Source organism: Vibrio sp. D431a, assembly GCF_030248655.1.
GTDB lineage: Bacteria > Pseudomonadota > Gammaproteobacteria > Enterobacterales > Vibrionaceae > Vibrio > Vibrio alginolyticus.
Genome location: NZ_JAHGAP010000015.1, coordinates 184,884 through 198,016, shown reverse-complemented (window position 1 = coordinate 198,016; position 13,133 = coordinate 184,884). Strand labels below are relative to the sequence as shown.

Here is a 13,133-nt window from a genome sequence, read left to right as displayed (position 1 = left end):
TATCTAACCCTTGTTCTTTAAATATTCATCAATATCTTTTAAACGTTTACTAGCCATATTATTACCAGACATCATCAGTTGTCGTCGATAAGATTCCACACCGAAATAGGGTAATGTATGTGGGCTCTCTGTGACCTCTCCATTCATCACTAATCCCAAGAATTTACAACAACGAACGAGACTACTTGCAGATAATGGAGTTTGTCTCGCAGCAATATTTGGGACAATATCAAAGGGATTCGTTCGGGTTTTTGTGTAATTAACTTTCAAACCAAGCTGCTGTGCATTTTTCCCTATCTTCGTTGTATTTGTTCCCCCTGCATGCACAACGATTTGTTGATTCAATAGTCTTAAGCTCGGATTATTTTTTCTAACATACTCAAGAGCAGAGTTAAAAATAATGGCACCTTGGCTATGCACTGTCCATTTTACTTCCTTACCCTGCTCTGCACATTGTTTCATTACTGCTGCTAGGTGTTGAGCATTGTGCGAAGTAAAACGAGTTTTGTCATAAACACATTCAATAAGGTCCAGCTTCGCATTATCAGAAGGGTTGTGAAACAACGTATACTCTGTTGGCTTATCTTCTTTGTACGCCACCTGCGTATGTACCCCCATCAGTGTCGCCGCTTTCTCATAATCATTCAACATTCCATTTATCGTTGCATGAAGCGTATTGACTTGATGAGTTACTTGAGCTTTAGTGTGGTCCCACTCAGCCAACAATAACTTTGCTTCATCATTGTTCTGCACTCCATTATACTCACCATTTTTACCTGTTTCTTTCTTCACATGATACATTTGGGTTCTTTGATGTGAATGCTTAAAAATAGACTTACCATGCAACTGTCGATCAAAAGCAATATCATGAATTACAACTTTCCCGTCTCTAAGGATACAAGTTAATAAGTAATGATAATTTTTGAAGGGATACCTAGTTCGAAATATTCGAAGCAATGGATTGCGTTTGTGTCTAACTACAGAGGGTGTGCTTGGATTAGATGAAAGAAAATACATTTCTTTGACAACTTGCTTCTGATCATATTCATTCAGAGACGCAAGCATGACGAGGGATTGTCTTGATAAGTATAGTTTTTTATTGCTAAAGAGTGCAGCTGAAAGTCTCACTCTTCCATGTAAGAATTGTTCAACCTCATTAACCGACTTATTATTTAGCCCAATGTAATCAAAAGCCTCTTTCCTTTCAATAAATTCCCAAGTCATTACTAATCCCTCTTCAAATAAAAGTGAACCACATACTAAGGTATTATGAAGGTCAAAAAGGAGATCGGATCTTTTCTAAATTTTAAATATCTAACATCACCTCCACTTTACTGAAATCTACACTTTTAAAAGTTACATCCGCTCCATCCAGCAATAGCTCATCAAACACGCCAACTATTGATAATAAGCTTGAGGATCTGATCTCCACCCATGAAATGAGAAACAAAAAAGCCAGCCTTAAAAGGCTGGCAAGTTGAGCAACAAGGTCAGTGCTTACTGCTAACTAACACCGAACTCGTATTGGATTCATTTTCGTCTGTTAGTCTCTTTTAGCGGCGTTTATGACTTGCTTGCTTTCTCTTTGTGGCACGTTACCTTTACTAACTGTTCTTGCTCATCTTTAATGTTTTTCACGATACGCTCATCACGTGCGTGAATGGCATCCATGTTCATTTGCTGAATATCTGCTATAGCTTCATGTTTCATCTCAGAAAAGTCCTGACGTAAATCTGAGCTCCACTCCTCTTTGTCTAAAGTGTTAGCAGCAGCGATTGGTGATGACATTACAGCAATAAGACTTAGAGTAGATAGAAATACGCTTTTCATAATAAGCTCCTTGAGGATTAGCAGTTAATTTTAATTACAATTTATATATTGCACATACGATGCCAACTTTTATTTTGTTATTTTTCAACAACTTAAATAAAGCCTCATGTTCAACGTTATCTTCGTCTGGTAAATTTCGCTAACCAAGTGTCAAATTAACCATGCGAATTTAAAACATTAGAAACATACATATTAGAAATACTTTGTCAGGCAGTTTTCTCATCAGATAATTACGTAACTGCCCACTAAAAAATCACTTTGAATCAAAATGCGGAAACAAAAAAGCAGCCCGAAGGCTGCTCCTAATCGTTAACATCAAGCTTGTTAACTCGATACGCTTGCTTCAACGCTCGACGTCACTGGCGACTTTCTGAAACGATTAATCAAACGATGGATAAACCTCTTAATCGATCTGAAAATATTTTTAATATCTTCAAGCATTAAATACAAACAAGGCACCAACACTAAAGTCAGAACCGTTGCGTACAACACCGCAAAGCCCAAAGCGACAGCCATCGGTATGACAAAACGCGCCTGCAAACTCGTTTCAAACATTATCGGCAATACACCCGCAAACGTCGTTATTGAGGTGAGCGTGATAGCTCGAAAACGAGCACAACCCGCCTCAACAACCGCTTGTTTGATGTTCATACCCTTTTCTCTCACTTGGTTTACGTAATCTGTCATAACCAGAGAGTCGTTGATAACCACGCCAGCAGCGGCGATCAAACCAAATGTCGACATCATACTGATGTCTAAACCTAGCCAGAAATGGCCCCAAATCGCCCCCGTCAGACTAAACGGAATGACGGACATTACAATCAAAGGTTGGGTATAACTTTTTAACGGTACAGCTAACAAGATGTAGACGATGATCATGCCTGCAATAAAGAACAAAATCTGTTCATTACGCTGCGCAGCCTGCTCTTCAATATCACCGCCCAATTCTGTTTTCACAGTTGGGAAGGCTTGCTTCATGTCCGGTAAGATATTGTCGTCAATGACCTTCACGATTTCTTGAGGTTCAACCAATTCTTCGTCTATGGAACCATAAACATAAACGGTTTGATACCCGCCTTCACGTCGAATGCTACTCACGCCCGGCTGCTCGTTGATCTTCACCACATCACCTAGCATGACCTTCTTACCTGCTGGTGTTGTAATCACAGCGTAACGCAATGATGAGAATGCTTCACGCGTCAATTGCGGGTAACGCACCATAACTTTAATTTCTTCACCATCACGAATAATGCGCTGTGCTTCGCCACCATAAAAGCTGCCACCAACTTGCTCTGCGATCATGGTGAGATCCAGACCGAGATCGTACGCTACAGGCGCAAGAGACAGGAGTACTTCTTTGCTTCCAGAATCAATAGAAGATGAAATATCATATAACCCTTCTTCCTGCTGTAAACGCTCTATCAAGTAACGCCCAGCCTCGTTGAGCTCATTGATGTTAGAACCAAACAACAAGTAACCAAACTCATCTCTGTCACCACCACCCGCACTCTGCTCGCGGATTTTGATGCTCTTCATACCTGGAATAACAGGCATAGCTTCACGCCAACGTCGAGCCAGTTCAAATGTATTGAACGGGCGTAACTCTTCATCAACCAGAGGTACTAATACACGACCTTCGGTGCGGCTTCTGTTGTACGACAGCACATCACGAATCATTCCTTGACCATGTTCTGCAATGGTCTCAGATTCGATCTTTTGCATGACACGTTCAATAGTCTTGAGTGCACTGATTGTCTGCTCACTTGAAACGGTATCATTCATTTCAATAGTGATCGCAGGATAGTCAGTCGGCACTTTAGGGTTAGGGATCACCCGAACATAATTCGCGTTGATCAAAGCCGCGCTGATCAGCAGTAAACCACAGAACACTGCAAACACTGTCCAGCGCCAATGGGTGCATGTTGTTACAAAGTTACGATACGGACCGTTTACAAAGCCGAAGAAACGTTGGTTGAAACGATCTCGCCATCCACCAGGTTTGACTGGTTTAAAATGGGTATGCGCAAGGTGTGCAGGAAGGATCAGCTTCGATTCAATCAAACTGAAGATCAAACAAAGAATCACGACCCCCGCGATACCATAAAAGAAGGCACTATCAATACCGCTAGACAACAAGAAAGGGGCAAACACAGCAATTGTGGTTAACACACCGAAAGTGGCTGGTGTGGCAACACGTTTTACACCACGAACCACGTTTTCGACGCCACCGCCCTTTTCTTCGATTTCACTGTACGCACTTTCTCCCATCACGATGGCGTCATCAACTACAATACCGAGCACCATAATGAAGGCAAAAAGAGACACGATGTTTACCGTGATCCCTAATGCAGGCATCATCATTACGGCACCGAGAAAACAGACAGGTAGCCCAATCATTACCCACATAGCCAAGCGGAAACGTAGGAAAATGGTCAGCATAATCGCGACTAATGCAGCGCCTTGCAGCAAGTTTTTCAACATCATGTCGAGACGCCCATTTAAATAATAAGTAGTATCAACTAAAACTTTGAGCTTAACATCCTGCGGTAATGTCTTGTTTTTTGCTTCAATATAATTACGAACGGACTGTGCAACAGGGATAATGTTCTGATCACGAGTTGCTTCAACAGACATGTAGATCGCATTTTGCCCTGAGTATTCAAAATAGCGCTCTTCTTCCGTAAAACCATCTTTGATCGTGGCGATATCTTGCAGTAAAACCTTCGCACCATTTGCGCCAAGCTTTACAGGAATATTTCTAAACTCATCACCACGGTAGTATTGGTTTTCAATCCTTACTGCAATCATCCCTGAATTTGTTTTTACTTCGCCCGCAGAAAAGTTGGCCGAGTAACGGCTGATCGCGCTGCTGATATCGCTCAACGTCAGGTCGTATTTACGAAGAACAAGTGGATCCACTTCAATCGCTATTTCTTCTTCTGGCGCACTCAGATACACCAGCATGACGTTTTCTAACTGAAGTAATTCATCTTCGATTTGCTTAGCAATCGGTTTAAGCTCCTCGAGCGGTCGGTCCCCAACTAACCCCATTTCGATTACATCTTGGCGCCATTCAACTTGGTAGACATTGATTGGTTCCATACCCGCTGGTAAGTTAGACAAAGTATCAATACGTTGGTTTACATCATCTAAGACACGCTTGATATCGGCATTAACGTCTACCTCGATAGAAACATACGCGCTACCTCTAGAGGCCGTTGAGACTGCTTTTTTAATCCCGGTGACGTCTTTAATCGATTCCTCGACCTTAACGAGAATACTCTCTTCTATCTCTTGAGGAGAAGCGCCAGGATAAGTCGCACGAACATCAATGTAGTTCACCTCAATATTCGGAAACATCTGCCTTTGAATAAAGAGAAAACTCACCACACCCATGATAATGATGAACACCATCAAAAGGTTGGCAGCGACGGGGTTATTCGCAAAATAGGCAATTAAGCCCTTTTGTTTAGTATCTTCCATGACAAACTCCTACTTACTGTACGACGGTTTCGGAGTCGTCACTCTTTTTTGCGATTTGTACCGCCATGCCTTTTTGAGGGTACTCGGGCAAGGTCAGTACCAACTTATCACTTTGCTCTAAGCCTTCGCCCACCAGCAAAAACTCACCTTCTGCTCTCAAAACCGTGACAGTTCTGGGTTGAAGTTGATTATCGCCATTCACCACCCACACGGTACGGTTTTTAACTAATTCCTGTGGCAAGCGGTAGATGTGCTTAAGTTCCTTACCAGTGAAGCTCACTTCAACGTAGGAGCCGAATTTAATTGGAGGCTGCTGGTTATCGACACCGTATGGGTCCGCGATTTGAATGACCATGTTAATCATTCGGGTAGCACTATCAATCATGCCTAAATCACGAACTACTCGACCTTCTCTAGTGGTAGAAAACACACCTTGCTGCGTCACTGTCGCAGTGAGTTCACCAATGGATTCGGGTAAAAATGCACTATCAAAACCGGCAATGGGTACGTGCACCTCTGCCACTTCGATGTTGTTTAACGTGGCAACTCGAGAACCAGATGTAACAAATTGACCAACACCAATATCACGCTCAACAACCAGCGCATCGTAAGGTGCAACGACTTTGCAATTTTCTAACTCTCTTTTTGCTCGTTTGAGTGCCGCTTGAGCCGACTTTACTTGCGCTTGTGCGCTCAAAACGTGAGGCTTGCGTAAATACAGATCCGTCACTTGCTTATCGCTCAGTCTCTTTGCCTGACGTTTTGCCACTTCGGCTTTCGCTTGTTCCTCAATCAAGTTTGCGCGTGCACTAGCTAAATCGGCTTCAGCTTGTAAAACCGACGCTTCATAGTTGTCGCTTTCAATTGTGAAAAGAACCTCTCCTCGTTTCACGATGCCACCCGTTACAAAATTCGGGTGCCAACTTATCACTTCACCACTGACTTGCGCGGAAAGGTGTGTTTTTTCAAAAGGGACTAATTCACCGTGACTGGTAATCACCACTTTGTGATCAGTAGGAAAAAGAGAAGAAGCCTGAACAGTAGGTTCTGTAATTGCATCTTTGGTTGACTCTTTTTCCGGCGCAGTTGCGGCAATTGCAGCATATCCTGCATAAGAGCCTCCAACGACGACGAAGGGTAAAAGCCAACGTAATATGGGTTTTGCTAACATCGAAAATCCTTTTTTATTGTTGTTTTCAACACCACACTTTTATTCAGTCCATTGCTCCCGGTAAGCATGGTGATGAGAGAATTGAATTTGAATAAACATCAAAGCGGCGCTTGCCTAGTCTTTTAAGCAGCGAACTAGATAGTTATTGCCAATTCAAAGTTAATAAAATTAACAAAAAATTAACCAACTGCGCAAGTTGCTCTGACTTAACTTTTATTCTAAATAGCAAATGACATGCCAAGCATTTATTTATTAAAAATCATATGGTTATATAAAAATCATTATTTTATCCAGTGCGCTATTGGTCATAATCACCAGATATTAGTGATTATGACCAATACGGCCATAATGATAATTAAAATAAATGATTATCTGCGCTTTAAAAGTTGAACTTAGTTCAGGCTCTATGGCAATTCATCGATTAATCGCTCGTTATCAAACGGTTCTGGGTGCATGTGGCGTCAGCTTAAGTCTATAATTTGGAGTAGGTAACACTCTGTAAGACAAGGAAATGTGCTTTGTTACAAACGCTCGCCAAGTTGCTCTTCCCCTCGCTGCTCACTATTTTATCGGCATGCTCATCCGTATCGTTGAATGACGCCAGTGAAAAGTCCACCAGCTTTCAGCTCGGTTATCAAAAGGATTCTGTTCTTGCGCAGTACTTTGAAGCTTACGGGAGAGACCCCAAGTCCATAACTGGCTTTGCACCGTTAAATCAGGGACACGATGCCCTTCTTGCTCGAACCTCTTTGATCGAGTCCTCCCAGAAAAGCCTTGATCTTCAATACTATATTTACCGCGGTGACGAAACGAGTCAGCTAATAACGTGGCGCTTGTATGAAGCGGCAAAGCGTGGTGTTCGAGTAAGGCTGTTGCTTGACGATATGCAAAAGCGAAACGACGATGTGATGGCTGCCCTCAATGCACATCCTAATATAGAAATCCGCTTATTTAACCCGCATCAGTATCGCGACTCCCGTTGGTTCGCTCTTGCTAGCGATTTTGAACGTCTTAATCGTCGTATGCACAATAAGTCTCTGATTGCAGACAGTGTTTCCGCCATTATCGGAGGTAGAAATATCGGCAATGAATACTTCTCTTTTGAATCGCAAGTTGAGTTTGGTGATTTTGATCTTCTGCTCTATGGTGAGGCGGTACAACAAACTGCCGATCAGTTCGACCTCTACTGGAATAGCGCCTATTCGATACCAATGGAATGGATTACACCGAATTCACAGCAAATTACCGACCAAGCGATTCAAAAGCAGGTCAATAAACTCCGGTTAGAGGAAAAGTTTTCAACCGGCCGCTATGACTTCACTCAACTGGATATGTACCAAGATCTAAAACAAGGCAAACTCAAGCTCTACTGGGGAGAAGCGAAAGTATGGTTTGATCTGCCCGATAAAGTCGCGACCCGAGAGAGCCAACTTATTGATAATTTAACGGAACTGGTTAAAAGTGTTGAGGATTCATTTGTGCTCATTTCTCCTTATTTCGTTCCAACTGAAGTAGGTACTCAAGCATTAAGTAACGCGGCCAAGCGAGGCGTTGATATCACGATTGTGACCAATAGCCTCGCGTCTAACGATGTGTTTGCCGTGCATGGTTGGTACGCAAAATATCGAAAAGATCTACTCGAAGCTGGAATAAAGCTTTGGGAAGTAAAAGCGAGCGCGAAACTCAAAAGTAAGTGGAGCCTCACGGGGAGTAGCAGAGCAAGTTTACACGCTAAAGCAATGACGATTGATAACAAAACACTTTTCGTTGGTTCGATGAACTGGGACCCACGTTCGGCCGCTTTGAATACCGAAATGGCCGTTGTTATCGAACAGCCAGAATATGTGCAAATGTTTCTAGAACAACTGCCGAGTCAACTGTCGAGTAACGCCTATGCCTTAACTCTGCGCGACGGGGACATTGTCTGGACCGACGTAAAAACAGGCGAAGAATACGACTCCGAACCAGAAGCAGGAGTATGGCGAAAAATGGGCGCTTGGTTCTCCGGAATATTACCGATTGAAGATCAGCTATAACAGCTGCCAATACTGCAAACCTCCCCAGTCAAGCAAAACAAAATGGACGCTAGTTTTGGGCAGGGGACACAACCAACATAAGGAAGTTCAATGCCAGCGCAATGGAATGAATACTATCAGAAAATTTTAAGCCAACCTCACCGCCCAAACGTGGAAAATGCCGTAAACCAACTTAAGATAGAAGGCAAAGTCGCTCTTGATATTGGCTGCGGAATAGGTCGAGACAGCCACTTTCTACTCGAACAGGGATTTAAGGTTCACGCATGTGATAGCAATGAAGATGCAGTAAAAACTTGTTTAACACGCTTTGAAGGTAATAAACGATTTTCGGTTTCGCAGTGCTGTTTTACTGAATTTAATTACCCTAAGTGCAGCTTGGTTATCGCAAATGCCAGTTTGTTCTTTTGCCCTGACACAGGCTTCAAACAAGTCTGGACAAAAATAGACAGCGCATTACAACCGGGCGGTATCTTCTGCGGCGATTTCTTGGGAGTGAAAGACTCCTGGGTTACCTCCGAAATGCACCCAAACATTACCGCATTAACAAAAAAGGAAGTGGAAAGCTTATTCGAAGGTTACGACCTCATTTCATTGCATGAAAGAGATGAAGACGGGACCACTGTAGTCGGAAGCCAAAAACATTGGCACATGTTTAGTGTGACCGCTCGAAAGCGCTAAAAATGGTCTCTCAGTAAAGAAAGCAGCACTTCAAATCAGTGCTGCTATCAGAGATTAATTGACGGGATACACCACTTCAAAACGCTCTAAAACCAGCGTACGTTTCTCATGCCAATCGATGTTCAACTCATCGCATTCAGCTTTAAAAAATGCAGTATGAGCATCACGCCACCAGTTTAAGGTTCTATCACCTTCGCCTTCTGCGAAGGCAAACTCTGCGGTTACATCCTCATATTTGCATGTACTTACGTCAGTAATTCGTATCACGCAAACCGGGTCCCCATCCCAATTCGTCACTACTTGTAAATGACCGACTTGGGGCATGATTTCACCATGCTCTCGATACCAAAGCTCCAAACTGCACGATGCAGTTTTCTGTCCAATACGAACCAAATCTGCGCATACATTCGCGTTGTATTCATCGGCACAATAATAGTCAGCACTGACTGATGGTACAGCTTCCCTTTGTTCTGGTGATAATAATTCTAGGAATTGTTCTAAGTAATCCTTAGCTCGCGCGTCCATGCTCACTCCATTAATCATAAATTCGCAAGGAGGATAAAAGATATCACAACAAATAACCATCAGGAACAAACTGAAAAACAACAAGAATATGACTTCTACGAAGACGACTGTTATTTCTTTTGTAATAACTTTGCTAAACGTTTGTGCTATTTGCTATTGTTGCATGGTCTATCTGTACTCTTCTCGTGAAAGGACGTTATATGCGCTTATTTATTGGTATTTTTTTCTCGCTGATACTTGCCTTGCCAACAATGGCATCGGAGGAAAAGTATTCAGAATCGGATCTGTTAGATAGACCATTAATGGAACGCTATATTTTAGATGAACTAAAAGCGCTGCGTCAGGACTATCAAAGCCTAGAAAAGCGAATGATCACAGAGATCACCGATCGCGAGCTAACGGTCGCAGATAAATCGTTGAACTATGCCAACGTGACCGTTACATACTTCTTCTACATCATTGCTGGTGTCGCATCGCTGATTGCCTTTGTCGGATGGCAATCTCTGCGCGAGTTTAAACACAACACCAAAGAGATGGCTGATAAACGATTGGAGAAGATCGCCCAAGAATACGAGAAAAAGTTTGTCGCCCTTGAGCGAGATTTAAAACGCAAAACTCGCATTATCAGCGAAAACAACAAAGAGATTGAGAAAATCAACGAGATCCATAACTTATGGCTACGTGCACAAAGCTCTCAAACTCCAGAACAACGTATTGAGATCTATGATGAAATCTTATTAATTCGTCCAGGTGATTTAGAAGCGTTGACTTACAAAGCCGACGCAGCGATGGAAATCAACGAATACCATTGGGCACTTAGCATTTGTAACCGCGTACTTGAAGTCGATTACACCAACGGCCCTGCACTGTATCAACGCGCGTGTGCATACTCTCGCCTTGGTATCGAAGAGCAAGCTATTGAAGACTTGGAACGCGCAATTGAATACAGCCCATCCATTCGTGATTTACTTGCCGAAGAACGAGACCTCGAATTGCTGCACGGTAATGAGCGTTTTGAAAAGCTCTTACATCTAGCAAGCGAATAATGGAATAAACAGCATGAGCAGCCACTTTAATCTAGAAGACGCTAGCCAAGTATTGGTTGGCGCTTTTGCCCTAGCAGTCCCGATCTCATTTTCGGAGGAAGCGTGGCGATTGGGTGAGAGCCTACCAATGGCAAACTTGCTCATGCTGTTAAGTCTTTCTGTCATTTTCCTCAGTTTTTTCGCGTATCAAAGCGTGTTTCAAAGCCACATCAAGAATCGCGTATCCATCTTTATTTTTCGTGTGGTTATCGCGTACCTCATTGCGGCCGTTGTGGTAGCGTTAGTTCTTTTCTGTCTTGATAAACTGCCACTCATGAATGAGCCTTTGGTTGCGATAAAACGCGTTATCGTCATCACAATGCCTGCTTCGATGGGCGCGATCGTAGTCGACAGTTTCGACAAAGAATAGAGATAATCGCTACTCTTCTTCTAACGTTAAGTTCGACCCCGAGTGGTCTTTCCCTAATACATCTTCTGGGTTTCGAAGTGCGCAGGTTTCTAACGACAAGCACCCGCAGCCAATGCATCCGCCTAAATCGTTTTGCAACGCTTTAAGTTTTTGAATCTTTTGTTCTAACTGTTCATGCCAATGGCTTGCCATTTCTTCCCATTGCGCTTTGTTAGGGGCTTGGTGTTTCGGCAGTTCATCTAACGCATGTTTAATTTCTTCTAACGACAACCCAACTTGCTGCGCTGCTTTGATCACCGCAACACGGCGCAACACACTGCGATGGTAGCGACGCTGATTACCTTGATTTCTCCAGCTCGAAATCAGTCCTTTTTGCTCGTAAAAATGTAGGGCAGATACTTTCACTCCAGAACGTTTTGCCACTTCTCCTACGCTGATTTCCATCCTTGACTCCCTGCGTATCAATTTTGTTAAAAAAATGCTTTACCTCAAGTTTACTTGAGGTTTTAAAGTTGCACCATCTTAATTAACGCTAAACCCCGGCGATCTCAAGATAATGTATTCAGCGCGAACGACTTGGTTGTTAACCACAAGACAGTTGGACATCAACCTTTTGAAATCCATCGGGAGTTAGAGGCAAACATAATGAAAAATAAAACTCAGCCGTACTTAGCTGGCCGCTTCTTCGACAGTATCTCCTCTGGCTTATTCATGATGGCGCTGCCATGGGTCATGCTTTCCGAACCTAACATGGGCACTTTCGTAGCTTTAGTTTCTCTGAGCTGCACCGCGATTTCTTTTCTAGCAACGCCTTTCTTTTCCACTTTAATTGACCGACATTCACGCAAAGTACTACTCGTGCTCAATCAATGGATTCAATCGGGTATGGCTTTGGTGGTGTTCATTGCTTATTGGTTAGGGTTTGAGTCACACTGGTTGCTGGCTTTTGCGCAATTGGTGTATTGGGTTTCGAGTAATTTTGCATGGACGACCAACAACGCCTTCACCCAAGAAAATTATCAGCACCATGAGTATGCGAAAATTTCGGGTCAGCAAGAAATTGTAATGCAATCCACAACCCTCGGAGCTGGCGCGTTGGGTATTGTTTTGCTTGAAATGTGGGGTATGAAAGAGTTTGCTTTGTTTGCGGCCAGCGCCTCTGCGTTAGCAGCGATGTTCTATATTCTGACGCCTTATACCCAACAATTAAGGGCGTCAAAATCCGTTGCTTTCATCGCGCAACTCAAAGAGAGCAAACAAATATTCCGTCTCGAACCCCGATTTTATGGCTTTATTCTGCTCTCTTGCCTCTCTTATCCTGCATTGACGTATTTGAGCAAACTGGTGCCGATTTGGTTTTCTGAACAAGGCATCTCTGGCGATTGGTTTGCAGGGTTCAACATCAGTTTTGGCCTCGGTTCGTTGCTAACCGGCTTTATTGTCACCAAAGTGCTAAGCCGTGCCTCCCATAGCCACATTATGTTCGCTTCGATGGTTATGGTATCTTTTGCGCTTATCGGGATGAGTTTTGCGATGAGCCCGCTGACCATCTTATTGTTTACGGCGCTGTTTGGCGTATTTAACGCGCTAAATCGCATTGCGAGAGTCAACTGGATGCATCACACCGTAGCGGTTCATCAACGAGGTCGCGTCGATGGCGGCATCAGCATGTTTGCCACCACCATTCAATCTCTCAGTTACGTCCTGATTGCAATGTTGAGTCATTACGAACTAACACAATACGGTTTTGCAATCGCAGCTGCTGTCATGGTGTTAGCAGTGATTTTGATGGGATTACTCAGTCGAGACGTCGAGCCGTTTAACGACCTGCCCCTTCATGCAGCAGCAAAGTGAAGCATAGAAGTTGAGAAGTTGAGAAGTTGAGAAGTTGAGAAGTTGAGAAATTGAAAAAGCGAGATAAGAAGGCAACCAACATCGTCTTCCTATTTTTTACG

Annotated in this window: 11 protein-coding genes; 5 read left to right on the top strand and 6 right to left on the bottom strand. The window is 43.2% G+C overall.

Going from position 1 to position 13,133, the window contains the following annotated elements; translation table 11 throughout:
* Positions 1 to 3 precede the first annotated feature (3 nt).
* The 4 genes from KJB35_RS13925 to KJB35_RS13910 all read right to left on the bottom strand — a co-directional run bounded on the left by KJB35_RS13925 (position 4) and on the right by KJB35_RS13910 (position 6,484).
* The gene (locus tag KJB35_RS13925; RefSeq protein ID WP_285358730.1) at positions 4 to 1,224 is read right to left on the bottom strand and encodes a hypothetical protein; all 1,221 of its coding nucleotides are present in this window, start codon (positions 1,222 to 1,224) and stop codon (positions 4 to 6) included.
* 339 nt (positions 1,225 to 1,563) lie between these two features.
* Positions 1,564 to 1,830, bottom strand: a complete 267-nt coding sequence (locus tag KJB35_RS13920) for a hypothetical protein (RefSeq protein WP_005373876.1) — start codon at positions 1,828 to 1,830, stop codon at positions 1,564 to 1,566.
* A gap of 324 nt (positions 1,831 to 2,154) precedes the next feature.
* Complete coding sequence (locus KJB35_RS13915) at positions 2,155 to 5,313, bottom strand: efflux RND transporter permease subunit (protein WP_025767992.1); 3,159 nt, start codon at positions 5,311 to 5,313, stop codon at positions 2,155 to 2,157.
* Between the two features lie 13 nt (positions 5,314 to 5,326).
* Entirely contained in the window at positions 5,327 to 6,484 is a 1,158-nt protein-coding gene (locus tag KJB35_RS13910; protein ID WP_025767993.1) for an efflux RND transporter periplasmic adaptor subunit, read from the bottom strand.
* A 518-nt stretch (positions 6,485 to 7,002) separates the two neighbouring features.
* On the opposite strand from KJB35_RS13910, the gene KJB35_RS13905 reads away from it, so the two are divergent.
* Both KJB35_RS13905 and KJB35_RS13900 read left to right on the top strand, forming a co-directional pair.
* The gene (locus KJB35_RS13905) at positions 7,003 to 8,520 is read left to right on the top strand and encodes a phospholipase D family protein (protein ID WP_285358729.1); all 1,518 of its coding nucleotides are present in this window, start codon (positions 7,003 to 7,005) and stop codon (positions 8,518 to 8,520) included.
* A 90-nt stretch (positions 8,521 to 8,610) separates the two neighbouring features.
* Positions 8,611 to 9,198 carry a bifunctional 2-polyprenyl-6-hydroxyphenol methylase/3-demethylubiquinol 3-O-methyltransferase UbiG gene (locus tag KJB35_RS13900; protein WP_258650076.1) on the top strand — a complete coding sequence of 196 codons (588 nt, stop codon included), beginning with the start codon at positions 8,611 to 8,613 and terminating at the stop codon, positions 9,196 to 9,198.
* A gap of 54 nt (positions 9,199 to 9,252) precedes the next feature.
* Here KJB35_RS13900 and KJB35_RS13895 read toward each other — a convergent pair whose 3' ends face one another.
* Positions 9,253 to 9,723 carry an ASCH domain-containing protein gene (locus KJB35_RS13895; protein WP_017635141.1) on the bottom strand — a complete coding sequence of 157 codons (471 nt, stop codon included), beginning with the start codon at positions 9,721 to 9,723 and terminating at the stop codon, positions 9,253 to 9,255.
* Between the two features lie 200 nt (positions 9,724 to 9,923).
* Between KJB35_RS13895 and KJB35_RS13890 the strand changes: the two genes are divergently transcribed.
* Complete coding sequence (locus KJB35_RS13890; RefSeq protein ID WP_005373890.1) at positions 9,924 to 10,769, top strand: tetratricopeptide repeat protein; 846 nt, start codon at positions 9,924 to 9,926, stop codon at positions 10,767 to 10,769.
* 13 nt (positions 10,770 to 10,782) lie between these two features.
* A complete protein-coding gene (locus tag KJB35_RS13885; protein WP_005373896.1) occupies positions 10,783 to 11,178 on the top strand; it encodes a DUF2391 family protein in 396 nt (131 codons plus the stop codon).
* Positions 11,179 to 11,187: 9 nt separating this feature from the next.
* Here KJB35_RS13885 and soxR read toward each other — a convergent pair whose 3' ends face one another.
* Positions 11,188 to 11,622 carry a redox-sensitive transcriptional activator SoxR gene (gene soxR / locus KJB35_RS13880; protein WP_005373898.1) on the bottom strand — a complete coding sequence of 145 codons (435 nt, stop codon included), beginning with the start codon at positions 11,620 to 11,622 and terminating at the stop codon, positions 11,188 to 11,190.
* Positions 11,623 to 11,823: 201 nt separating this feature from the next.
* Here soxR and KJB35_RS13875 point away from each other — a divergent pair, with 201 nt between their 5' ends.
* Positions 11,824 to 13,032 carry an MFS transporter gene (locus KJB35_RS13875; RefSeq protein ID WP_017635140.1) on the top strand — a complete coding sequence of 403 codons (1,209 nt, stop codon included), beginning with the start codon at positions 11,824 to 11,826 and terminating at the stop codon, positions 13,030 to 13,032.
* Positions 13,033 to 13,133 lie beyond the last annotated feature (101 nt).

Coding starts and splice junctions, on each gene's coding strand:
- KJB35_RS13925 (WP_285358730.1), bottom strand. CDS start 1,224: ATGACTTGGGAATTTATTGAAAGGAAAGAGGCTTTTGATTACATTGGG.
- KJB35_RS13920 (WP_005373876.1), bottom strand. CDS start 1,830: ATGAAAAGCGTATTTCTATCTACTCTAAGTCTTATTGCTGTAATGTCA.
- KJB35_RS13915 (WP_025767992.1), bottom strand. CDS start 5,313: ATGGAAGATACTAAACAAAAGGGCTTAATTGCCTATTTTGCGAATAAC.
- KJB35_RS13910 (WP_025767993.1), bottom strand. CDS start 6,484: ATGTTAGCAAAACCCATATTACGTTGGCTTTTACCCTTCGTCGTCGTT.
- KJB35_RS13900 (WP_258650076.1), top strand. CDS start 8,611: ATGCCAGCGCAATGGAATGAATACTATCAGAAAATTTTAAGCCAACCT.
- KJB35_RS13895 (WP_017635141.1), bottom strand. CDS start 9,723: ATGGACGCGCGAGCTAAGGATTACTTAGAACAATTCCTAGAATTATTA.
- KJB35_RS13890 (WP_005373890.1), top strand. CDS start 9,924: ATGCGCTTATTTATTGGTATTTTTTTCTCGCTGATACTTGCCTTGCCA.
- KJB35_RS13885 (WP_005373896.1), top strand. CDS start 10,783: ATGAGCAGCCACTTTAATCTAGAAGACGCTAGCCAAGTATTGGTTGGC.
- soxR (WP_005373898.1), bottom strand. CDS start 11,622: ATGGAAATCAGCGTAGGAGAAGTGGCAAAACGTTCTGGAGTGAAAGTA.
- KJB35_RS13875 (WP_017635140.1), top strand. CDS start 11,824: ATGAAAAATAAAACTCAGCCGTACTTAGCTGGCCGCTTCTTCGACAGT.